This is a genomic window from Hyphomicrobiales bacterium (assembly GCA_016125495.1).
Taxonomy (GTDB): Bacteria; Pseudomonadota; Alphaproteobacteria; order Rhizobiales; family RI-29; genus RI-29.
This window is the reverse complement of sequence record WGLQ01000014.1, coordinates 23,391-46,263: the sequence shown is the minus strand read 5'-3', so window position 1 is coordinate 46,263 and position 22,873 is coordinate 23,391. Positions and strand designations below refer to the sequence as shown.

Annotated in this window: 20 protein-coding genes; 14 read left to right on the top strand and 6 right to left on the bottom strand. The window is 67.1% G+C overall.

The genetic code is table 11. The features are described 5' to 3' along the window. Positions 1–126 precede the first annotated feature (126 nt). The 6 genes from GC150_11450 to GC150_11425 all read left to right on the top strand — a co-directional run bounded on the left by GC150_11450 (position 127) and on the right by GC150_11425 (position 7,805). Positions 127–1,293: a thiolase domain-containing protein gene (locus GC150_11450; protein MBI1385515.1), complete on the top strand. Its 1,167-nt coding sequence runs from the start codon at positions 127–129 to the stop codon at positions 1,291–1,293. Between the two features lie 34 nt (positions 1,294–1,327). Then, the gene (locus tag GC150_11445; GenBank protein ID MBI1385514.1) at positions 1,328–1,942 is read left to right on the top strand and encodes a Uma2 family endonuclease; all 615 of its coding nucleotides are present in this window, start codon (positions 1,328–1,330) and stop codon (positions 1,940–1,942) included. Between the two features lie 356 nt (positions 1,943–2,298). After that, a complete protein-coding gene (gene nuoF, locus GC150_11440; GenBank protein ID MBI1385513.1) occupies positions 2,299–3,612 on the top strand; it encodes an NADH-quinone oxidoreductase subunit NuoF in 1,314 nt (437 codons plus the stop codon). Positions 3,613–4,002: 390 nt separating this feature from the next. Continuing rightward, positions 4,003–4,809, top strand: a complete 807-nt coding sequence (locus tag GC150_11435) for a hypothetical protein (protein ID MBI1385512.1) — start codon at positions 4,003–4,005, stop codon at positions 4,807–4,809. A gap of 74 nt (positions 4,810–4,883) precedes the next feature. After that, entirely contained in the window at positions 4,884–7,031 is a 2,148-nt protein-coding gene (locus tag GC150_11430; GenBank protein MBI1385511.1) for a tetratricopeptide repeat protein, read from the top strand. A 474-nt stretch (positions 7,032–7,505) separates the two neighbouring features. Next, entirely contained in the window at positions 7,506–7,805 is a 300-nt protein-coding gene (locus tag GC150_11425) for a GIY-YIG nuclease family protein (protein ID MBI1385510.1), read from the top strand. A gap of 298 nt (positions 7,806–8,103) precedes the next feature. Here GC150_11425 and trpE read toward each other — a convergent pair whose 3' ends face one another. Continuing rightward, positions 8,104–9,708 (bottom strand): anthranilate synthase component I, encoded by a 1,605-nt coding sequence (trpE, locus tag GC150_11420; GenBank protein ID MBI1385509.1) that lies wholly within the window; start codon positions 9,706–9,708, stop codon positions 8,104–8,106. On the opposite strand from trpE, the gene GC150_11415 reads away from it, so the two are divergent. Next, entirely contained in the window at positions 9,673–9,924 is a 252-nt protein-coding gene (locus GC150_11415) for a hypothetical protein (protein MBI1385508.1), read from the top strand. The two genes, trpE and GC150_11415, sit on opposite strands and share 36 nt — an antisense overlap. On the opposite strand, the gene GC150_11410 is transcribed toward GC150_11415, so the two are convergent. Next, positions 9,854–11,770, bottom strand: a complete 1,917-nt coding sequence (locus tag GC150_11410) for a peptidylprolyl isomerase (GenBank protein ID MBI1385507.1) — start codon at positions 11,768–11,770, stop codon at positions 9,854–9,856. The genes GC150_11415 and GC150_11410 overlap by 71 nt on opposite strands. Before the next feature lie 191 nt (positions 11,771–11,961). On the opposite strand from GC150_11410, the gene GC150_11405 reads away from it, so the two are divergent. The 5 genes from GC150_11405 (at position 11,962) to GC150_11385 (ending at position 16,497) form a co-directional block, all read left to right on the top strand. After that, positions 11,962–12,729 carry a triose-phosphate isomerase gene (locus GC150_11405; GenBank protein ID MBI1385506.1) on the top strand — a complete coding sequence of 256 codons (768 nt, stop codon included), beginning with the start codon at positions 11,962–11,964 and terminating at the stop codon, positions 12,727–12,729. 149 nt (positions 12,730–12,878) lie between these two features. Next, positions 12,879–13,313 (top strand): hypothetical protein, encoded by a 435-nt coding sequence (locus tag GC150_11400; protein MBI1385505.1) that lies wholly within the window; start codon positions 12,879–12,881, stop codon positions 13,311–13,313. Between the two features lie 141 nt (positions 13,314–13,454). Beyond that, positions 13,455–13,832, top strand: coding sequence for a preprotein translocase subunit SecG (secG, locus tag GC150_11395; GenBank protein ID MBI1385504.1), 378 nt, complete (start codon positions 13,455–13,457; stop codon positions 13,830–13,832). Positions 13,833–13,947: 115 nt separating this feature from the next. Then, complete coding sequence (locus GC150_11390; GenBank protein ID MBI1385503.1) at positions 13,948–15,576, top strand: CTP synthase; 1,629 nt, start codon at positions 13,948–13,950, stop codon at positions 15,574–15,576. A gap of 135 nt (positions 15,577–15,711) precedes the next feature. Next, a complete protein-coding gene (locus GC150_11385) occupies positions 15,712–16,497 on the top strand; it encodes a hypothetical protein (protein ID MBI1385502.1) in 786 nt (261 codons plus the stop codon). Positions 16,498–16,606: 109 nt separating this feature from the next. On the opposite strand, the gene GC150_11380 is transcribed toward GC150_11385, so the two are convergent. The 4 genes from GC150_11380 to GC150_11365 form a co-directional block, all read right to left on the bottom strand. After that, positions 16,607–16,960 carry a hypothetical protein gene (locus tag GC150_11380; protein ID MBI1385501.1) on the bottom strand — a complete coding sequence of 118 codons (354 nt, stop codon included), beginning with the start codon at positions 16,958–16,960 and terminating at the stop codon, positions 16,607–16,609. A 209-nt stretch (positions 16,961–17,169) separates the two neighbouring features. Then, positions 17,170–18,270, bottom strand: a complete 1,101-nt coding sequence (locus GC150_11375; GenBank protein ID MBI1385500.1) for a hypothetical protein — start codon at positions 18,268–18,270, stop codon at positions 17,170–17,172. Between the two features lie 264 nt (positions 18,271–18,534). After that, a complete protein-coding gene (locus tag GC150_11370) occupies positions 18,535–20,667 on the bottom strand; it encodes a hypothetical protein (GenBank protein ID MBI1385499.1) in 2,133 nt (710 codons plus the stop codon). Next, positions 20,531–21,352, bottom strand: coding sequence for a GNAT family N-acetyltransferase (locus tag GC150_11365; GenBank protein MBI1385498.1), 822 nt, complete (start codon positions 21,350–21,352; stop codon positions 20,531–20,533). Before GC150_11365 ends, GC150_11370 begins: the two co-directional genes overlap by 137 nt. Positions 21,353–21,512: 160 nt before the next feature. Between GC150_11365 and GC150_11360 the strand changes: the two genes are divergently transcribed. Further along, positions 21,513–21,929, top strand: a complete 417-nt coding sequence (locus tag GC150_11360; protein MBI1385497.1) for a c-type cytochrome — start codon at positions 21,513–21,515, stop codon at positions 21,927–21,929. A gap of 86 nt (positions 21,930–22,015) precedes the next feature. Continuing rightward, positions 22,016–22,792, top strand: coding sequence for a DUF861 domain-containing protein (locus tag GC150_11355; GenBank protein MBI1385496.1), 777 nt, complete (start codon positions 22,016–22,018; stop codon positions 22,790–22,792). Positions 22,793–22,873 lie beyond the last annotated feature (81 nt).

Here is a 22,873-nt window from a genome sequence, read left to right as displayed (position 1 = left end):
CGCGCCCGGATGATAGACCTCTCGTCGATCGCTTGGAACCCCGCTCGCCGGGCCGAAGCTTGCGAGCTTGCTTCGGTGGGCGTATCTGCCGGGGAGGATCCGACAGGCACTTGCAAGGAGGCCCTCATGAGCGCCGCGATCATCGGCTGGCACCACACCCCGTTCGGCAAGCTCGAGGGCGAGACGGTCGAGAGCCTCATCGTCAAGGCCGCGAGCGGCGCGCTCGCCGATGCCGGGATCGGCGCCGAGGAGATCGACGAGGTCGTGCTCGGCCACTTCAACGCGGGCTTTTCGGCGCAGGACTTCACCGCCTCCCTCGTCTTCCAGGCCTCCGACGCGTTCCGGTTCAAGCCGGCGACCCGCGTCGAGAACGCCTGCGCGACGGGGTCTGCCGCCGTCTCGCAGGGTCTCAAGAGCATCGAGGCCCGACGCGCCCGTTTCGTCCTCGTCGTCGGCGTCGAGCAGATGACGACGACGCCCGGACCCGAGATCGGCGCCAACCTCCTCAAGGCGTCCTATCTCGCCGAAGAGGGAGCAACGCCAGCCGGGTTCGCCGGCATCTTCGGCAAGATCGCCGCGGCCTATTTCCAGCGCCACGGCGACCAGTCCGACGCACTCGCCATGATCGCGGCCAAGAACCACGAGAACGGCGTGGCCAACCCCTATGCGCAGATGCGCAAGGCGCTCGGCTACGAATTCTGCCGCGCCGAGAGCGACAAGAACCCCTATGTCGCCGGCCCCTTGAAGCGAACCGATTGTTCGCTCGTCTCGGACGGAGCCGCGGCACTCGTTCTGACGGACCTTTCAACCGCGCTCCAACGACCCAAGGCCGTGGCGTTTCGTGCCAACGCGCACGTCCAGGATTTCCTGCCGATGTCGAAGCGGGATATCCTGCGGTTCGAAGGCTGCGCCATGGCCTGGGCCAAGGCCCTCGCGGATGCAGGCGTTGCGCTCGACGATCTCTCGTTCGTCGAGACGCACGATTGTTTCACCATCGCAGAACTCATCGAATACGAGGCCATGGGCCTCGCGGCCCCTGGTGAGGGCGCCCGCGTCATCGCCGAGGGCGTGACCGCCAAGGATGGGCGCCTGCCGGTCAATCCTTCGGGGGGGCTCAAGTCCAAGGGCCATCCGATCGGGGCGACGGGTGTGTCCATGCACGTGCTGACGTCGATGCAACTCATGGGTGAGGCCGGCGGCATGCAGGTGCCAGGCGCCAAGCTCGGCGGCATCTTCAACATGGGCGGGGCGGCGGTCGCCAACTACGTCTCGATCCTCGAGCGCTTGCGCTAGATCGGCCGGACCACCGCATGTTAAGCTCAGGCCCATGAGCGCGCTCGAAAAATCACGCCCGCCGGCGACCTATGCCGACCTCGCGGCTCTCCCCGCCAACATGGTCGGCGAGATCATCCATGGCGTGCTGCATGCTCAGCCGAGGCCCCGACCGGCCCATGCGGTGGTCAGCCACGAGCTCCAGGTCGAGTTGGGCAACCCGTTCGGACGGGGGCGGGGCGGGCCCGGCGGCTGGCTGTTCATGGACGAACCGGAGTTGCATCTCGAGGCGCACGTCGTCGTGCCCGACATCGCCGGCTGGCGGCGCGAGCGCTTGCCACGGCTGCCGACGACGGCCTTCATCGCGACGGCGCCGGATTGGGTCTGCGAGGTGCTCTCACCCTCGACGGCGCGGATCGACCGCACCGACAAGCTCGCCATCTATGCCGAGCACGGCGTCGGTCATGCTTGGTACGTGGACCCGGATGCGCGCACGCTGGAGGTCTTTGCGCTGACCGGTGGCAAGTGGCTGCTGGCCGCTACGTTCAAGGAGGCCGACCCTGTCATGGCCCCGCCGTTCGAGGTGCACACCTTTCCGCTCGACGTGCTCTGGCCGTACGCCGAGGCAGCTTCCGAGAGCGGCGAGGCATCCTCGCCAGGGGATGTCTGAGCGCTGGGCGGGCTTGGGCGCGCTCAGAGTTCAACGGGTGCTGCCGAGGTCCGTGCCGGACAATGTCGATGCGCCGCCGCCGAGGTTCTTCGGCCCGGCGAGGGCCTGGGCGATCGTGACGGCGCTGAGCATGAGAGCAAGGCTCAGAACGAGGGCCACAGGCTTCAGGGTCTCGGTGATCATGGCTGACGTCCTCCACGTCTCGTCGTTCGGTTGCTACCAGCCGATTGGAACGGCCAGAGCCGACCGCGACCAACGCCCACTTGGCAAGACGGGTCGAGCGCGGCATGGTGCGCGCGATTTGAGGCGCGGGATACCGCGCGGCGCGCCGTACGGCTCAGCGGGACCGAGACCAGATGCTCAAGGACCAGGACCGGATCTTCCAGAACCTCTATGGCTTTCACGACTGGAAGCTCGAGGGGGCTCTGAAGCGTGGCGCCTGGGATGGCACCAAGGTGCTGATCGACAAGGGCCGCGATTGGGTGATCGAGGAGGTCAAGCAGTCGGGCCTCAGGGGCCGAGGCGGGGCGGGCTTTCCGACCGGTCTCAAGTGGTCGTTCATGCCCAAGCAGGTCGGCGAGCGGCCGCACTACCTCGTCGTCAACGCCGACGAATCGGAGCCGGGCACCTGCAAGGACCGCGAGATCATGCGCCATGATCCGCACCTTCTGGTCGAGGGCTGCCTCATCGCCTCCTTCGCCATGCAGGCCAACGCCTGCTACATCTACGTGCGCGGCGAGTACATCCGCGAGCGCGAGCGCCTCCAGGCCGCCATCGATCAGGCCTACGAGGCCCGCCTCATCGGCAAGAACAACGTGCACGGCTGGGATTTCGACTGCTACGTGCACCACGGCGCCGGCGCCTACATCTGCGGCGAGGAGACGGCGCTGCTCGAAAGCCTCGAGGGCAAGAAGGGTCAGCCGCGCCTCAAGCCGCCCTTCCCGGCCAACTGCGGCCTCTATGGTGCGCCGACCACGGTCAACAACGTCGAGAGCATCGCCGTCGTGCCGGACATCCTGCGGCGCGGCGCCACCTGGTTCGCCAGCTTCGGGCGCCCCAACAACCTCGGCACCAAGCTTTTCTGCATCTCCGGCCACGTCAACCAGCCGTGCAACGTGGAGGAGGCGATGTCGATCCCCTTCCGCGAACTCATCGAGCGCCATTGCGGCGGCGTGCGCGGCGGCTGGGACAACCTGCTCGCCGTCATTCCCGGCGGCTCGTCGGTTCCGTGCGTGCCGGCCGAGCAGATCATCGACACGCCGATGGATTTCGACAGTCTGCGCGACCTCAAATCGGGCCTCGGCACGGCGGCGGTCATCGTCATGGACAAGTCGACCGACATCGTGCGCGCCATCGCCCGCATTTCCTATTTCTACAAGCACGAGAGCTGCGGCCAGTGCACGCCCTGCCGCGAGGGCACGGGCTGGATGTGGCGGGTGCTCGAGCGCATGGCCAAGGGTCAGTCGAGCCGGCGCGAGATCGACCTCCTGCTCGACGTTTCCAAGCAGATCGAGGGCCATACCATCTGCGCGCTGGGCGATGCCGCGGCCTGGCCCGTGCAGGGGCTCATCCGCCATTTCCGCCACGAGATCGAGCGCCGGATCGACGCCTATGCCGCCGACCCGCGTGGCGTCGAGGAGCGCCTGCCGCGCGCGGTTGCCGCCGAATAGGGCGTGCGCTTCGCCCCGCTTGGCTCGCCGCCGCCATCCCGTCGCGCCCGGAGCGAATACAGTGTTTCGCCTGCCGTGAACGCCGGATAAGCTCTGCGGCGAGGGAACGGCAGGCGGAGCGCCATGACGGGGAACGGCGGCGACAACGGGCAACGCTGGGGAGCGGTCGGGGCCGCCCGGCCAGGCATGGGACTGGGCCGGAGCGTGCGGGCCAATTGGACGCTGTTGACGATCTTGGCATTTTGGTTGTTGGCGTCCGGCGCCGTCTGGGACGGCCCGTCTATCGGCGCGCCTCTCCATCGGCCGCATGTCTCAGTCGCGAGCGATGACCGTCCGGCTGATCCTGCGGACGGCTCTGATGTCTCAGCGCGGGAAACAATCCGAGGCTGGTTGACCAACACAAGCGCGTTTCAACGGGAATTTCAAAACCAATATCTAGATGTACGCAATAACCTTGGCCGATTAAGATGTATGGGGAAACCATCCGAGCCGCTGAATGTTGTGGTGCTCCGGCTGGAGACGCGGTTGGATGGGCTAGCGCCAATTAGTCAGTCGCTCGCCATCGAAATTCACAACGAAATCAGAAGGGCGGTAACCGGCGCCACCTCAAGAGGGACGGGCACCACCATTTCTGGAGATAATGTGAGAGTTGATGCATCGCCCACGCTTCCCTGGAATGCGTGGAAAAGGCCAGACTTCGAGGACAATCTGTTCAATGCGGTTCACAGCTCCAGCATCACAGATGACGTGGTGCTGCATTCAACGGCTCACCTGAATGATGCGGAGCAGTTGATTTTGACTGCGCGCTTTTTGGGGAGAGATGCTGCCGGAAGTTATCGCAATTGCAACGATACGATTATATTAGAGGTTCCGCTTGAACTGCTGGCGGGAGATTTCAACGCGTCTCTAGAGGAGACGTATAGAGGCATAATAGAATTTATTTATGCCCTTCCTGCATCATCAAGTCAACTTTTCCGCGAGTTCGCTGCAAAATTCCCCCAAGGAGATGTCGGGCTCATAATTCTGTTGCTTGTTGGCTCGGGTTTGCTTTATATTATTGCCATTGCGTTTCGCGCGGCCCGGCGTGCCATTAGTTTGGAGGTTGGTGTGAAACCACGCATGGCTACGGTCGAGACGCTGAATAACACCGTCATCCGCCGCGACCCTCCATCGTTATCCTGGGGGGATGAGCCGTGAGTCTCTTCTGGGAAACGCTCGCCATTTTATGGATTGCTCTGGCTGGTTCCGTCCTGTCGGAATGTTTTGACGCAATGGTCAGAGCATTTGTCATCCTTCGCGGAGGTAATTCCGCTCGGGGGTCAGAAAAGGTTGGGGTCCAGGAGGCCCATGGCGCCGCAAACTGGATTTCCGAGGCAAGCGTCGCGGATCAATTCGTACACGTTGCAAATTACTACGAGGCCATCGCCGCCCCCAACGAGCACCCACTCCCGGCGGGCGGGTTCTTCCATGACGAGATCTTTGCGACCCCCAACTTCGCCGGCCGCGCGGCCGACCTCGTAGCCATCGAGGCCAGTCTTTGGGGCGGCGGGGGCACCGCCACCATCGCCAAGCGCCACACCATCGCCGGGCTCGGCGGCGTCGGCAAATCGACCCTCGCGCGCGAATACGCCCACCGCGCCGCCACCGCGAACCGCTATCGCTTTGCCTGGTGGCTCGCTGCCGAAACGGAGGATGGCGTCATGCAGGGCCTCGCCGACCTCGGCGGCCGGCTCGATCCGCGCGTCGCGGAGATCGCTGCCCAAAGTCTCCCCGAAGCCGCCCGCTTAACCCTCGCACTCATCGAGGCGGGCGACAAATCCGATCCGCGCCCCGGCCTCCTCGTCTACGACAACGTGCCGGGGCCCGAGTACCCGCCCCCCGCCGAGGGCCAGCCGGCCACCAAGCTCCAGGACCTGATGCCCGCCTCCGGCGCGCACGTCATCGCCTCCACGCGCCACACCACGTGGCCGGGGCGCTTTGCGGCGCGCGAGATCGACGTGCTCGCGCCCGAGGCGGCCGTGGACTTCCTCCTTGCCGAGACGAAGCGGAGCGATCATGACGGTGCCGCCGCCCTCGCAAAGGCGCTCGGCTATCTCCCCCTCGCCCTCGACCATGCGGCCGCGACCTGCAAGGCGCGGGGGCTGTCGTTTGCGGCCTACGAGAGGGAATGGGAGGCGCAACTCGCCGACGTGCCGGAGGGCACGGACTATCCGCGGAGCGTTGCCGCCACCTTCGGTCTCGCGCTCGATGCCGTGACTGCAGCAGCGCCGATGGCGGGTGCGGTGATGGGCCTCTTGGCCTATCTGGCGCCGGAGGATATTCCGCTCGACCTCTTTCCCGAGGAGAAGGCCAAGGAACTCGATCTCGAGGCGGCTCTCGACGCGCTCGCCCGCGTCGCCCTCATCCGCCGCGACAAGCTCGCCGACGGTACGTCCGGCCTTTCCGTCAACCTCGTCGTCCAGGCCATGGCTCGGGCGCGATTGGAGCGGCTGCCGAATGGGGACTCGGCGCGCGAGGCGGTTGGTGCGGCACTTGAGCTGGTCACGGCTGCATTTCCAGGCGGGGAGCGGCGCGCAGACCACATTCGCAATTGGCCCGCTTGCGCCCGTCTCGCGCCCCATGCCGAGGCCGTCACCGGCCACCTCTGGCGTCTTTCGGGGGCAAATCCCGAGTCGCTCGGAGCCTCAGCTAGAAGCGCCGGTGTACTTCTCAGTCAACTAGCACTCTATTTCTTCAGCCGCGCCGCCTACGCCACCGCCGAGCCTCTCTATCACCGGGCACTGGCAATTTTCGAGGCCACATCCGGCTCTGAACATCCAACGATCGCGATCGCCCTCAATAACCTTGCGAGTTTGCTCCAGGCGACGGGTCGCTTCACCGAGGCCGAGCCGCTGATGTGGCGGGCGCAGAAGATCGACGAGAAGGCCTTCGGGCCGGACCACCCCACTGTGGCGATCCGCCTCAATAACCTCGCGTCGTTGCTCCAAGCGACTGGACGTCTCGAGGGGGCCGAGCCGCTGATGCGTCGGGCGGTCGGTATCGTGGAAGCCCGGCTCGGACGCGAGCATACGAACGTGGCCACGGCACTAAATAACCTTGCGCAGTTGCTCCAGGCGACGGGCCGTCTCGACGAGGCCGAGCCGCTGATGCGGCGGGCGCTGGCGATCGACGAGAAGGCCTATGGGCCAGATCATCCCGTCGTGACGAGGGATCTCAACAACCTCGCGCAGTTGCTCAAGGCGACGGGCCGCCTCGACGAGGCCGAGGAGCCGATGCGGCGGGCGCTGGAGATTGCCCGCGCGCGCCTCGGCGAGGATCATCCGAACACGCGGACCTTCTCGCGCAACTACGCGCTCCTCCTCGCCAAGATGGCCGCGCCCGCCGCCACGGATCGCGACGATGGCCCGCCGGCGGGGTGAGGCCATCCACGATCCCCGGATGCGGTGCAGCACGCGAGTGGTGCACCGCTGATCCGGGGTCGCCATGAAGGGAGCAGAACGTGGGCGGTCCGGGGTCGCCATGAGGAGAGCAGAATGAGGGCGGTCCCGGATCAGCACAGCGGCATTGCGCTGCGCTCCACGCCGCAGTGCATCCGGGAACCGTGCGATGACGATCCCCGGATGCGGTGCGCCCCCCTCACGATCCCCGGATGCGGTGCAGCACGCGAGTGGTGCACCGCTGATCCGGGGTCGCCATGAAGGGAGCAGGACGAGGCCGGTCCCGGGTCGCGATTAGGAGAGCAGAACGAGGGCGGTCCCGGATCAGCACAGCGGCATTGCGCTGCGCTCCACGCCGCAGTGCATCCGGGAACCGTGCGATGACGATCCCCGGATGCGGTTCGGCACGAAGTGGTGCACCGCTGGTCCGGGGTCGCTGGCAAGGGAGTATTGACCATGAACACGTCGAGCGAGTTCTGGGTTTATATTCTCGCCAACCGGCCGCGCGGTGTCCTCTATGTCGGCATGACGAGTGCGCTCGCCCAGCGCATCTGGCAGCATCGAGCAGGGGTAGTGGCATCGTTTACCCGCAAGTTCGGGGTCGATCGGTTGGTCTATTTCGAGCGCCACGAGAGTACCGAGAGTGCCGCCCGGCGCGAGTATGCGCTCAAGCGATGGCGGCGCGCTTGGAAGGTTGCACTCGTGGAAGAGAGCAATCCGGATTGGCGCGACCTGTTCGACGCAATTGCAGGTTAGGGCCGAACGAGGGCGGTCCCGGATCAGCACAGCGGCATTGCGCTGCGCTCCACGCCGCAGTGCATCCGGGAACCGTGCGATGACGAGCCCCGGATGCGGTGCGCCCCCCTCACGATCCCCGGATGCAGTGCGGCATGCAATGACGCACTGCTGGTCCGGGGTCGCTATGAAGGGCGCAGGACAAGGGCGGTCCCGGGTCTGCGGCGCACCGTTCCGCTTTGCTCCACGCTGCACCGCGCCCGGGAACCGTGAGCTGCGCATGCAACTTGCCGGGATCGTGGAAAATCGCCCCTGCCCGTCAGCTCTGGTTGCCCCGACCGCGGCTCGCGAAGCGCACGGCCTCCTCGGCCGCCTTGAAGAGCGCCTTGGCCTTGTTCTCGCACTCGGCCTGCTCGCTCTCGGGGATGGAATCGGCGACGATGCCGGCGCCCGCCTGGACGTGCATGACGCCATCCTTGACGAGCGCCGTGCGCAGCACGATACAGGTGTCCATCTGCCCGTTCGCGGAAAAATATCCGACGCACCCGGCATAGGGCCCGCGCTTGTCGCGCTCGAGTTCGTCGATGATCTGCATCGCGCGCACCTTCGGCGCGCCCGAGACGGTGCCCGCCGGAAAGCCCGCCATCAAGGCGTCGATCGCGTCCCGGTCGGCGCGTAGCCGGCCCGTGACGTTCGAGACGATGTGCATGACCTGGCTGTAGTATTCGAGAAAGAAGCTGTCCGTCAGCGTCACCGTGCCGATCTCCGAGACCCGCCCGACGTCGTTGCGCCCGAGGTCGACCAGCATCAGGTGCTCGGCGCGCTCCTTTTCATCCGCGAGGAGATCGGCGGCATTGGCCCGGTCCTCGGCGGGTGTCGCGCCACGCGGCCGCGTGTCGGCGATCGGGCGAATGGTGACCTCGCCATCGCGCACGCGAACGAGAATTTCCGGGCTCGAGCCGACGATGGAGAACTCGCCGAAGTCGAGGAAGAAAAGAAAGGGCGAGGGGTTGGTGCGCCTGAGGGCCCGGTAGAGCGAGAAGGGTGCGAGCGTGAAGGGGACGGAAAACCGCTGGCTGAGGACGACCTGGAAGATGTCGCCGGCCGCGATGTACTCCTTGGCCTTGCGCACCATCGCGAGGTAGTCCTTGCGCGGCGTGTTGGAGCGCGCGGCGGGCAGCGCTTCGCCGGGCTCGACCTCGGTGACGTCGCGCCGCATGTCGAGCGGGGATTCGAGACGCGCAACGACGCGGGCGAGACGTTCGCAGGCTTCGAGATAGGTCGTTTGCTGGTCGCCTGGCGCCTTGGTCTTGCGGCGGCCGGCAGACTGGCTGCTCGGCGCCCCGCCGGGTGTCGGATAGACGGGGGTGACGATCGTGATCTCGTCCTTGACGGCATCGAAGATCACCATCACCGTCGGACGGATGAGAATGGCGTCCGGCACGCCGAGCGCGTCGCGGCCGGCTCCCGGCAGGCGTTCGACCTGGCGCACGGTGTCGTAGCTCATGAAGCCGAAGACGCCTGCGGCCATCGGCGGCAAAGCCTCCGGCAGTTCGATGCGTGAACTTTCCAGAAGGCTGCGCAGGGCGTCGAGCGTCGGCTCCTCGAGCGGCTGAAAATCGCCCGGGTCTTCGGCGGGGCGCCGGTTGATCTCCGCCCGTTCCCCGTTCGCGCGCCAGATGAGGTCCGGCTCGAGTCCGATGATCGAATAGCGACCGCGTACGGCGCCCCCCTCGACGCTCTCGAGCAGGAACGCGTTGCGGCGCCCGGCCCCGAGTTTCAGCATCGCCGAGACGGGCGTCTCGAGATCGGCAACGAGGGTGGTCCAGACGACTTGCGGGCGGCCGGCCGCCGCGACCTCGGCGAAGGCCTCGGGGGCTGGGCGGAATTGCAATCCCTGGTGCTCCAGCGGCCCGGACTTCATCGATCCCGGCCCCGTCGACTTCCTGCGCGCCATCCCCGCCTCGCGAGCTTGCCGCGACCCGCACGGCCGCGACGTCAACCGGATCCCCTGGCGGAGCGAAACCCAGTCAGGTTCCGACCCCGCCCGACAAGTCGAGCACAGCGGCTCAGAACAATCCGCCGCCGCCGGCCGGCGGTTGCGTGCGGCCGGCCGCGTAATCGAGGGCCGCCTGATTGATCTCCACCTTATAGTGGTCGCGCAGGGCGTTCGTATACTGGCCGATGAGGTCGTCCGCGATCTGGCGCGTCAGGTCATCGACGATGGCGGTGCGAGCCGTATCGGCGGGCGCGGGCGCCGGCGTCACCGCCTCCAGGCGAAAGAGCACGCGCCCGTCCCGGGCATCGGTCCAGGCGACGCCATGGCGGCCCTCGGCCATGGCGAAGGCCTGCGAGACGACGGCGGCCGGCAGTCCCGGGGCGGAGCCGGTCCGGGTCAGCGGTTCACTGGTGACGACGTCGAGGCCGAGGTCCTTGGCGAAGTCACCGAGCGGCTTGCCGTCGTTGAGTTGGGTGAGGAGCCTGTCGGAGAGATCGCGAAGCGCATCGAGCCGCTTCTGGCGCTCGGCGGCCGTGCGGGCGGCCTCGGCGACCGATTCGAACGGCTTCAGCGCCGCTGGCGTCGATGCGACGACGTCGAGCCACACGAAGCCCTGGTCCGTCGTTTCCAGGGCATTGGCCTCGGTTCCAGGCTCGGTCGAAAAAATCGCCCCCAGCAGTTCATTCGTGCTCGGCAACTCGCCGACGTCGGTGCCGTCGGTCGCCTTACCCGAGGCATCGATGGCCTCGATCACGCGATGGGCGAGGCTGTGCTTGGCGGCGATCTCGGCGAACGACATGGAGGCGGCGCGATCGTCCTCGACGGCGTCGTAGAGGTCGGCGACCGCCGAGACCGCGCGGTCACGTGCGATCTGGGTGCGGATTTCGTCGCGGACCTCTTCGAGCGGGCGCACGACCTCCTCCGTGATCTCGCTGGCGCGCAAGAGCACGGTCGTGAACGTGCCCTTGATCGGCTCGCTCACCTCGCCCTCGCCCAGCGCGAAAGCCGCGAGCGCGACCACCGGGTCGGCGAGTTGATCGATCGACTGGATGCCGAGATCGATATCGCTCGCGGTCTGGCCCGCGAGTTTCGCGGCGTCGACGAAATCCTGGCCGCCGCGGATCGCCTCGAGCGCGGTGCGGGCGGTCGCCTCGTCCGGGAACGAAATCTGTTGGATGCGCCGGCGGGCGGGCGTCGTGTGGCGCGAGCGGTGGGCTTCATAGTCCTGTTCGACGTCCTCGTCGGAGACCTCGACCGTCGCGGCCAGTGCTTCCGGCGTTACGCTGAGCAGTTCGACCTTGCGGTACTCCGGTGCCGTGAACTCCTGTGGGTTTTCGTCGTAATAGGCCTTGATGGCCGCATCGTCGGGAGCCGGGACATCACCCGCCTTCTCGAGCCCGATCGTGACATGGGCGATGGTGCGCTTCTCGTTCTGATAGTCGTTGCTCGCGTCGACGAAGACGGTCGGCGGGGTCAGCTCCTCGGTGAAGGCGCCGGCGATTTGGGCGCGCAACAAGGCACCGCGGCGATCCTCGACGTAGGCCGCCTCGCTGATCCCGGCCTGGGCGAGGCGCTGGCGAAAGATCAGCTGGTTGAACGAGCCGTCGCTGCTTTGAAAGGACGGGTCGGCCTGGATGAGCCGCAGAACGGTCTGGTCCGCGATCCCGAGGCCGAGGCGCTCGGCGTGGGTGTCGACGACGGCGCTCGTGACCATGCGCGCGAGAACCCGCTGCTCGACGCCGAACAGTTGCGCCATGTCGGGCGTGATCGGGCGCCCGAAGCGGGCCGAGAGGGATTGCAGCTCGTTGCGATAGGCGGTTTGGAAGTCCTGCGCCGTGATATCCTTGTCCGCGATGGTGGCGACGGTTCGCGTTCCATAACCACCGAAGATGTCGGCGATCCCCCACACCGCGAAGCTCAGCACGAGCAGGCCGATGAAGATCGCCGCAACCCAGGTCTTCGCACCTTTGCGGAGCGTCTCGAGCATGTGACACCATGAAGAGCTGAAGCGACGACGAAGCCGCCGCGGTTGATCGCCCGGACGAACTCTGCCAAGCGAAGGGTGTTTCGTGCGTCATAATAGGAACGGAGCGACTTGGCGACAACAACACGCGATCGCGCGGAGGCGACGTGGTGCGGAGCGCGATGGTCTCTCCCGATTGGCAGGAACGAGCGGCAATGGCCCCCCCGAGAACACTCATCGCAGGCAACTGGAAAATGAACGGGCTGCGTGCCGCCCTCGGCGAGTTGGCGGCCATGGCCCAGGGGCTCGAGGCGCTGTCGGCAGCCGATCGCCTGGACGTGCTCGTCTGCCCTCCCGCCACGCTCATCGCCGAAGCCGCGGGCGCGATGGCGGACCGTGGCATCGCGATCGGAGCGCAAGACTGTCACCCGGCGGATGCGGGCGCCCACACCGGTGACCTGTCAGCCGTGATGCTGGCCGATGCGGGCGCGACAGCGATCATCCTCGGTCATTCCGAGCGCCGCGGTGACCACGGCGAAACCGATGGCCTCGTTGCTTGCAAGGCCGCCTCAGTCGGAGCGGCTGGGCTGACGGCGATCGTCTGCATCGGCGAGACCCTCGGTCAGCGGCGCTACGGTCTCACGCTCGACGTTTTGGAGCGCCAGCTCGCGGCCTCCATCCCGGCCAGCCTGGCGTCGGAGCAACTCGTGGTTGCCTACGAGCCGGTCTGGGCGATCGGCACGGGGCTGACACCTTCGCTCGACGACGTCGCGAGCGCACACGGCTTCCTGCGTGATAAGCTGGTGGCGCGCTATGGGAGTGAGGCCGGCAACGGCGTTCGTCTTCTTTATGGTGGTTCGGTGAAAGCCGGCAACGCCGCCGAATTGCTCTCGATCACCAACGTGAACGGGGCATTGGTCGGGGGCGCCAGTCTGAAGGCCAGCGATTTTCTCGGTATCGTGTCAGCTGCGTGTGCCGGCTGACGCGGCAGTTGGATGGTGTGCGAGTTCGGAGGAGGCGTCTCGTGGAACGAACGAGCAGACGAGGTCCGCAGGAGCGGTGGTGCGGCGCGCGCGCGCGTTCAACCGGTGTCCTCGCCGCGGCCGCATTGTCCATTGGGCTGAGCGCTGGAGTGGCCGCAGCCGACCTTCCCCTCGCCGAGTGCCTCGAGCGCATGAACGAGATGGTGGCCTTGCGGGAGCTGGGCACGGAAGCCGACATGGCGATTGGCCCCGAAGCGGCGCGCATCCAGCTGACGCCCGCGCAGTTGCAACGAATCGCACGCTATCTCGATGTCGAGGCGGACCTCGCGTTCCGCTGCCCCCAGATGGGCGAGAACGAGTTGATGCTGCTGCGGCGCACACCGCTGCCCGAGCGCCGACCCGCGCGCGTGGCAACGGCCGCGACGCCCCAGCCGAGTGACCAGCCCGTACCGGGACGTCGCCCCGAAACGGTTGCCGGCGCGCCCGAGACGCCTACACGTGCCGAGCCCCCGTCGGTTCCCGAACCGGCCCGCTCCAGCCGCACCAGCCAGCCGGTGCCGACCCGCAAACCCAGCCGGACCTGACGATCGAAACCGGCGTGTCACGTGCCGACGGCGGCGCGTGACACTGGAAAGCGCGGCGCACTTGGTGTAAGCCGCCCGCATCACCATTTTCCGCAGATGCCGGTGCCCGACACCGTGCCATTGTCGCGATCGGAACTCTTCATGGCCACCGTCGTTCTCGTCATCCACCTCATGATCGCCGTCGCGCTGGTCGCGACGGTGCTGATCCAGCGCTCGGAGGGCGGTGCCCTTGGCATCGGCGGCGGCGGAGGCATGATGGCGGGGCGGGGCAGTGCGAACCTCCTGACCCGGGCGACCACGATCCTCGGTGCGGCGTTCTTTGCCACGAGCATCATCCTGACGGTGCTGGCGCAGCGCAGCGGCGAGCCGCCGAGCATCATCGACCAGCTGGGTCAGCCAGCCACCCAGTCGGCTCCCGCAACGCCCACCGGTGAAGGTGCTCCTGCGAGTGCTCCGAGCGGCGGTGGCATCCTCGATGCACTGCAGCCGGCGACACCACAGGTTCCGCAGTCTCAGTAGTCGACCCTCCGATCACCCGGTGGCGTGCATACAACTCTCGGCTGACCTCCAACGGCGGTGGAGAGGTGCATTTCGCGCTTCGAATCGGACCTCATTCTGAGTAGGGTCGAGGCCCATGGCGCGGTTCATATTCATAACCGGCGGCGTGGTTTCCTCGCTTGGCAAGGGCCTCGCCTCGGCGGCACTCGGGGCCTTGCTCCAGGCGCGCGGCTATCGCGTGCGCCTCTGCAAGCTCGATCCCTATCTCAACGTCGATCCGGGCACGATGAGCCCCTATCAGCACGGCGAGGTGTTCGTCACCGACGACGGGGCCGAGACGGACCTCGATCTGGGGCATTACGAGCGCTTCACGGGCCGCCCTTGCTCGCGGGCGGACAACATCACGACGGGGCGCATCTACAGGGACATCCTGGCGCGCGAGCGGCGCGGCGACTACCTCGGCGCGACGGTCCAGGTCATTCCGCACGTCACCGATGCCATCAAGTCGTTCGTCCGGGCCGGCAACGACGAGGTCGATTTCGTGCTGGTCGAAATCGGCGGCACGGTCGGGGACATCGAGGGGCTTCCCTTTTTCGAGGCGATCCGCCAGCTCGGCAACGAGTTGCCTCGTGGGCAGTCGGTGTTCATCCACCTGACGCTGATCCCGTTCATTCCGGCGGCGGGCGAACTCAAGACAAAGCCGACGCAGCACTCGGTCAAGGAACTGCGCTCGATCGGCATCCAGCCGGATATCCTGCTCTGCCGCTGTGATCGGCCGGTGCCGCCGGAGGAACGGCGTAAGATCGCGCTTTTCTGCAATGTGCGCCCCTCGGCTGTCATCCAGGCGCTCGACGTGCGCAGCATCTACGACGTGCCCATCGCCTACCATCGCGAGGGGTTGGACGGGGAGGTGCTCTCCGCTTTCGGGATTGCCGACGCGCCACCACCTGATCTGCGGCGCTGGGATGAAATCTCCGCGCGGATCGCCAACCCCGAGGGCGAGGTGACGATCGCCATCGTCGGGAAATACACCAGCCTCAAGGACGCCTACAAATCCCTGATCGAAGCGCTCGTACACGGCGGCATCGCCAACCGGGTGCGCGTCAGGATCGAATGGATCGCGAGCGAGATTTTCGAGCAAGAGGACCCGGCCCCCTACCTCGAGCACGTGCACGGCATCCTGGTGCCGGGCGGCTTCGGTGAACGCGGCTCGGAGGGCAAGATCCTCGCCGCCAAGTTCGCGCGCGAGCGCCAGGTGCCGTATTTCGGCATCTGCTTCGGTATGCAGATGGCCTGCATCGAGGCGGCGCGAAATCTCGCAGGCATCGACGGCGCGAGTTCAACCGAGTTTGGTGCGACCGGCGAACCGGTGGTCGGCGAAATGCGCGAATGGATGCGCGGCGATCAGCTCGAGCAGCGCCGCGCGGGCGGGGACCTCGGCGGCACCATGCGGCTCGGCGCGTACGAGGCCGAACTCGCCGGCAATTCCAAGATCGCCGCCATCTACGGCGCGACGCGGATCCTCGAGCGCCACCGCCACCGCTACGAGGTCAACACCGGTTACCGGGAGCGCCTCGAGCGCGCCGGTCTCTGCTTCACCGGCATGTCGCCCGACGGTCTGCTACCGGAGACGGTCGAATACCCGGACCACCCCTGGTTCATCGGAGTCCAGTTCCACCCGGAGCTGAAATCGCGCCCGTTCGAGCCGCATCCGCTCTTTGCCAGCTTCATCGAGGCGGCGCTGCGCCAGTCGCGACTCGTCTGACGCAGGGTGATGGTGCCCGGCCGCACCAGCCGGACCTCGTGAACAACCTTCGACTGTGCTAGTCTCTCGCCAAGAGGCGGTGAATCCGGCGAGACCGTTCGCTGCCTCATGGTCAACGAAGTGGAGAGAGCCACTATGCAGGTCGTTTCGGGTGAGCCGCTCGGCTCCGTTGGTGCGTGGCAAGGACACGGCGTAACCTCCAGCCGCGCTTGGCGGGGACGGGGGTGGGCCATCCTCCTCGCGATCGCGAGCTTGGGGCTCGGGGCGGCGAGCGCGAACGCCGAGGGCGGTCCGCGCATCGACAGCGCGATCGGCGATCGCCCCGTCGTGCTCGTTTTCCCGAGTGATTACTGCGTGATGTCACGCGACCATCCGAGCGACGCGCGGGCGATCGGCGCGGTCGATGCCGCGCTTGCCGGCACCAACGAGCTCTTGGGCATGGCGGCCAAGTGCGACGAACGCGAGAGCTGGCACTCCGGTCGTCTGCCGACGCTGAATGCGATGGTCCAATATCAGACCAATTTGCAGATGCGAGGGACGGACCTTCCGGTCGACCGGGCCGAGTTCGCCAAGCTCGTCTGCGAGCAGATTTCGCAGAACAAGATCGACGTCGAGGGCATCCTGAAGGAGGCCAAGGAGCGCATCGAGTCGGCGGTGGAGGGCATCGAGGTCAACAGCTCGAATTTCCTTGGAACGCTCGAGGTCGAGCCGAGCGCCTGCTATGCCGCGCTCGTCCAGAAGCTCAAGGCCGAGACCGGGGAGGTGAAGACACAACTCGCCGTCTATGCTTCGACGATCATCAAGAAGCGCATCCTCTTCACCTACCTTTTCCGCGAATATCAGGGCGCCGACACGGTGGTGCAGCTTTCCGGTGAGCTGAAGGATCTGGTGGCCCAGCTCTATGCGGCCAACCCGGAGTAAGCTCGCTCCAGGCTTGATGAATGAGCAACGGCCGCGCATGACGCGCGGCCGTCCGTTTTCGTCGTCGGTGTTTGCGGCCAGCTTGATGGCGGGCGGTTGATGACGGCGGTCAAGGCCGTTCGCTGAACGGTTTGGGAGAGGGAAACCGGTCTTCGACCTTGCCGGTCAGTTGCACGCAACCGCCGCGGACATATCCCTGCTGGAGAAGCTGATACTCGCTGTAGTAGCGCCAGCGATCGGCGATCAGTTGGGTCCGGATATTCAGGTCGGTCGTCGTCCGGAGCTTGTTCGTGATCCGATTGATCCGGCCGAGCAGCGTCGCGCCCGTCGTTATCATTGCCCGGCAATCGGCCACTGTCGCTGCATGTGCCCGGTCGATCGGCGCGCCGGGACCTGCCGTCAGCAACGCACCGAATACGGTTGTGAGCGCCACAATGGCGAGCCAACCGCGTTTCCTTCTCATTGAGTGTGTCCTTTCCCGTCGGGTTGCTATCGTTGTCGTCACCTGTCCCATTCAGCCACCGGCACGCATGCTCGAGACGGCACCGCATGGACGTCGGGCCGGCGTGCGGAGTATGGATTGGGGGGTGGTGGAAGAAAAGGCCGGTTCGGCGAACCGAACCGGCAGGACCGCGGGGCGTTCGCTGGTGGCAGCGCCGCCCCGCTTCGTCGTCAGTTGCTGCGCAGGCCGAAGGCCCGCACCAGAACCTCGTTTCCGCTCTGCGGCTTGATCTCGGCGTGCACCCCCATGTAGTCGAGGATGAAGCGGATGGAGCGCATCGCCTGGGCGGCGTTGGCTTTCGTCTTGTACTCGTAGCTCGCGTTCGCCAGTGACTGGCCGACCGCATCGAGATCGAGCGCGCACTTCCACTGTGCGAGGTTGCCCTCGAGGAAGGTCATCTGCGAAGGCGTGAAGCCCTCGAAGGTGACGATGAACGTCGTCGGGATGTTCGGGCAGGCCTCGTGGCCGGGCGTCACCGCGTTGACGACGTCGCCGCCGATGGTCCCGTCCGCCGAAATCGCGCCGTTGGCCGAGGCGTGGCCGCCGGTCGCGGCTCCGCCGCCGAGTTCATCGGACTTGCCGGCGGTGTCGGAATAGCCGCTCTGGCCGGTGTGGGCGGCCGAGTAGTGCGGTCCGATGAGCGCGGCAAGGCGCAGCGCGATGGCATTGCCCGCATCACGCGCGAGGCGCTCGCCGTGCGTCGAGACGAGTTCCTGCACGCAGTAGGCGTCCGGCGGTGTTCCGTTGAGGTGCGTGGCGCAGCCGGTCAGCGGCGAGCCCGTGCGCGTCAGATCGAGATTGTCTCCGCCGAAATAGCGCTTCGATTTGACGTCCAGCACCTCGTAGTTCAGCGACATGAGGAGCTTCGGCACCTTGATGTACGGGTCCTCGACCGCCCGCGCATAGAGCGTATAGAGGACGATGACGTCGATCACCGGATTGGCAGCGAGCTCGGCGGTGCGGATAAGCTGCGCCTTGTTGCGACGTTTGTTGGGGTCGCGCGAGAACACGTCGAGGAAAATGCTCTCGTCGTAGACGTCGGCGCCCTGGATACCGTACTTGCCGAACTCGCTGAGGACGGCCGGGGCGTGCAGATTCTGCTGGAAGACATTCAGCACCGCGCGCTGGATGCGGTTGTTGGACTGGAGGGAAAGCTCGTCCTCGTCGTTCTGGAGGATGAGCACCTTGACGGTTTGGGCCTCGGCGGTGGCGACCGCCGAGGCGATCGAGGCGACGGAGATCGCCGCCGCCGTGAGGAGGTGCTTCAGCATGCTGGGTGTCCTTTCCTGGGGTTGATCGGGACGGTTCGGGGGGCGCCCCTCGGCTCGACAAGTGGAACGGCAAGATCGGCTTGGGTCGGTCGCGGCCGCGCCTCGAGGCGAAAAAATGGCGAACCGGTCATCGTCTCTCCTCCAGGTGTTGCGCGCCGGCCTCTCGGTTTTCTTCCGTCGGGCGGCGATCTCACATGACGACGCTAGCGACCGGCTGTTGCAGCCCCGTGACCGCGCGGCACGGGCCGTCGACATTTCCTCCACTCAGTGGCAGATGCCCCGCTGGCGGCTCTCGCCGACGCACTGGGCATAGGCGCTGCCCACGCGGTTGGCGCAGAGCGTGCGGCAGTTGAGCACCGGTGCGGTGAATGCGCCACTGACGCCACCGCTACTGCGCGGTGCGGCCGGGGCGCCGGCGGATGTGCGTGGCGCCTGGTAGGCGGGCTGGTAGCCGATCGATGGTTGGTTGACCGCCGGCCTCGGTTCGGCGGGAGCACTGCGCACGGCCGTGGCCGACGCGCAGACGCGATTGTTCTCGGCCTCTGCCGCCTCGAGGGCCGCCTCGCTCGGCCGCACGAGGTCGAGCCTACGTTTGGTCGCCTTGGCGAACGACTGGAGGGCGCGCGAGCTGGCCGGGCCCCACTGGCCGTCGACCGAGCCGGTGAGGCAGCCGTGGCGTACGAGTTCGGCCTGCAGTCGCCGTGTCAAGTCCGCGAGATCGGCGCTGCGGTCCGAGCGCGTCCTGGCATCGTCGCCGCCGCGCCCGCGACCACGCCCTCGACCGCGACCGGAGTCGTCATCGTCCGCTCCGTCCTCCAGGCTCGAGAGCTGTGGGTTGCTCGGGCTCTGTGCCGGCACCGGGGGGGCAACGGGTGTCGAGGGCGCAGGCGTACGGGCGGCGAGCCGGCTCTGCTCCCGTTGGCGGCGTTGCAACTCGGCGCGCCGCGCGCAGCATGTGCAGGCGCCGAGGAAGGCTTCGATCTGGCCGGCACTGCCGGTTGCGAGCAGGGTTTGGCTCGTTGTCTCCTCGACCGAACAGATCTGTGCGCGCTCGCGCATGCTCGACAACTGGCCGCTCAATTCATCCTTGCGTGGGCAGTAGAGGCACGTGCGCAGGTACTCGGCCATCGCCTCTTCCTCGGGCTCGGCGAGCAGCAGCGTGGCCTTGATGGTCTCGGAGTGGCGCCGCTTCACCGCATCCACCCAGGAGCGGCCCTCGCGGGCGGGCGAGCGCTCGAGAAGCACCTCGTTGGGGGTGAGGAAGTCGGGGGTCTGGCGCGTTCCCGGCGCCACGACATCGAGCCGCCGGGCGATGCGCGCGAGAACGAAACGTTCGAGTTCGGCGGTCGCGATGGTCCCATCGCCGTCGCCACCGAACTGCGGATCGTCGGCTTCCCCATAGAGACCGGCGACCAGGGCGTCGGTGAAGACGCTCATGCCGTGCTGGGTATCCCAGACGGCGTACTCGTCGCCCTGGGCGGCCGCCAGAATGGATATGCCGTCGACCTTCTCGCCGAGCCGGCTCGAGACGACGACGGGCTGGCCGTGCAGGGGGGCGCTGCGCCCGGTCACCAGTTCGCCGGCGTTGGAGCGTCCGGAAAAGCAGCTCTCGAGGATCAGGGTCACCTGCCCCTCCGGCATCACCCGCGCGCGCAGGTCGCGCAGCTGCGAAACGAGGCCGTCGAGTGAATAGCCCGTGGTGCGCAGCGCCGTCGGATCGGTATCGCTCGCCAGGAGGTACGGGGTCGATGAAAGCGCCGCTCCCGTCACCTCGCGCGAGCCGTGACCGGCGAAGTAGACATAGAGTTCGCTCGCCCCGGGACGCACGAAGCCACCGATGCGACCGGGTGCGCCGGCATCGCCGAACAGCGAGCGCAAGCCGGCGAGCGAAGCATTGTCGAGGCGCGTGACATTGGCGCGGGGCACGCCGTGCACGTTGACCAGGAGGTCCTCGATGGCGTCGGCATCGGCCTTGGCGTAGGCGACGTCCTCGGTGAACTGGTAGTCCTCGATCGCGACGACGATGGCGAACTTTTCAGCATTGGCCGAGAGCGCGGTCGCGGCAAGCAGCCCGAGTGCACCCGCTACCGCACCCAGCATGTGTCGCAGCGCAACGATCATCGTCCGCCTCCTGGTTGATTGAGCCTCGTCGACCCCGCATGACTGGATCATCCAGACCATTGTGGCGCGAATGATTGGGGATGTCACGGCTTGCCGGGCGTTCATCGGTTCCGGACTGCGGTCTTGGATGGTCAGCAAGTCATTCATTTCGGCTGCTTTGTCGCCAGTAGTGGCGGGCCGGGCAGTACGGCACGAAACCGATCCTGGCGTAGCAGCGATTGGAGGCGGGGTTGGCGAGGTCGGTGTAGAGGCAGACTTCGCCGCCGCCGTCGGCATGGGCGCGTTCGGACGAGGCGGCGGTCACCGCACCGGCGTAGCCCCGCCCGCGCAGCTCGGGTGGCGTATAGACCGGGGCGAGCGCGGTCGCTCCGGGGACGTGGCGCGCGATGCCGCAGAGCGAAACCGGTTCGCCGTCGACGATCCAGAGCATGAAACGGCCCTCGCCGATCCGCACCAGGACGTTCTCGCGCAACGGGGGCGTGTCGCCGGGGACGGCTTCGCGCCCGAAGGCATGGATCCACTCGTGGACGCGGTCGAGGTCGTCAGGTCCGGCGATGCGGGCCTCGCCCGGACACTCCGGATAGCGGGGCGCGCCTTCGAGCCGATGGATCATCTGGCGCATCGGCGGGGCGTACCGATCGCCGGCCGTGGTGGCGGCGGCAACGAACCATGCGGCGGTCTCGTGCGGGCCGACGACGCCTTTGTGGCCATTGCCCAGCGTCCCGGCTGCCAGCGCCTCGCAATCGCCTTGCTCGACGTCGCAGAGAACGATGTTGTGGGTCGGCAGGGCCAGGGCGCAGCGCCCGCCATCCGGGGCGAACGACCAGAGCCGGGCCGCCTGCGGATTGCTCGCCCTTCGGACCATCTCCAAACAGGCGAGTGCGACATTGTGGCGGACGGGGTCGGCGCGCAGCGCGGCCCCGTGGCGGACCTGGAAGGTGGCGAGGTCGATGGTCTCCATTGCGGCGCCTTTCGCGGTTCAGCACGTGCGGCCGGTCCGGTGCTGACTGCTTGCCGAATGCGAGGGCGAGACGCGATTGCGCGGATTGACCCAGATCATCGCGCACCGCCAGCCGGTCTGCTAACCTCACCTTGAACTGTGGCAAGCGAACGAGGGTCCGATGATGCGCCTGCAACTCGATCGACTGGCAACCGCGCTGGCGATCCTCGTCGCGCTCGGGCAGGCGTCGGCCCTTGCCGGCGAGGCGGTCGGACAGCTCAAGCCCGACCCCGTTCGGGGTTATGAGGTCGCCCAGCGCGCCTGTGCCGTCTGCCACGCGCTCGGCGACGAGGACACCCGACCGCTTCCCTCGGGCGTGCCGACCTTTCCCGCGATCGCCAACAAGCCGGGCCAGACCGTCGAAGGCATCATGGCCTCGATCGTGCTGCCGCATCCCCCGATGCTCGACACGCACCTGACGAAGGCCGAGATCATGGACGTCATCTCCTATCTCGACAGCCTGCGGCCGGGTGATGCCGAGCCGCTTCTCGAGCCGGGTGAGGACAAGAAGCCGCTCAACGCGCCGCAGCCGTCCTGAGCCCGACGTCGGCCTCGGCGCTGGGCGAACCGCCCACGAGCGGCTAATGTCTCGCCAACCGTTTCGTTGCCCGAGAGGAGCCGCCCATGAGCATGCCCGCAACCGCGCCCGCCAGCAGCCCCGCCGCCGTTCGCTCGATCGCCAAGGTCGCACCGAAAGGCCCTGGCGGGCGCCTCGAGGACTGGGGCCCCTGGGATCCGGCCACGCTCATTGCCGGCGAGGGGCGCCAGAAGGGCTACATGATCCACGAGGACGAGGCCGAGGGGCTTTCCGTCGGTGTCTGGCACGCGAGCCCGATGACGGGGCGGCGCGAGCCCTGGTCGAGCGAGGAGTTCATGATCCTGCTCGAGGGCGGCGTCACGGTCGAGACGGGCCCCGGCATCGCCGAGAGCTATCGGGCGGGCGAGTGCTTCCACATCCCGCGCGGGCGTGCCGCCGCTTGGCAGCAGACGGGGCCGATCGCCAAGGTCTTCTTCATCTGGAAGCCGGTCGGCGCCGCCCCGGTCGCCGCGCCCGCCATGCCGCTGCGCATCGACACGAAAACCCCGCTCGCCGACGACGAGACGATCGACCCCAAGATTTTCATCCGCGTTCCGGAGTGGCAGCGCTCCGTCGGGCTCTACGATTCGCCCTGCGGCCGGCTCTCGATCGGGCTCTGGCAGAGCGCGCCGATGCAGCGCACGGAAGCCTCGTTCTCGCGCAACGAGCTGATGCACATCCTCGAAGGCGAAGTGACGCTCTTCGACGGGCGGGGAGGGGAATGGACGGCCGGCCCCGGCGAGACGCTGTTCGCTCCGCGCGGCTGTTCCTACGGCTGGCGCAGCAGCGTGCCGGTCAAGAAGATCTACTGCATCCTCGCCTGAGGGCTTGGCGGGGGTGCCTCCCTCACGATCCCCGGATGCTGCGCGGCATGAAATGACGCGCTGCTGATCCGGGGTCGGGAA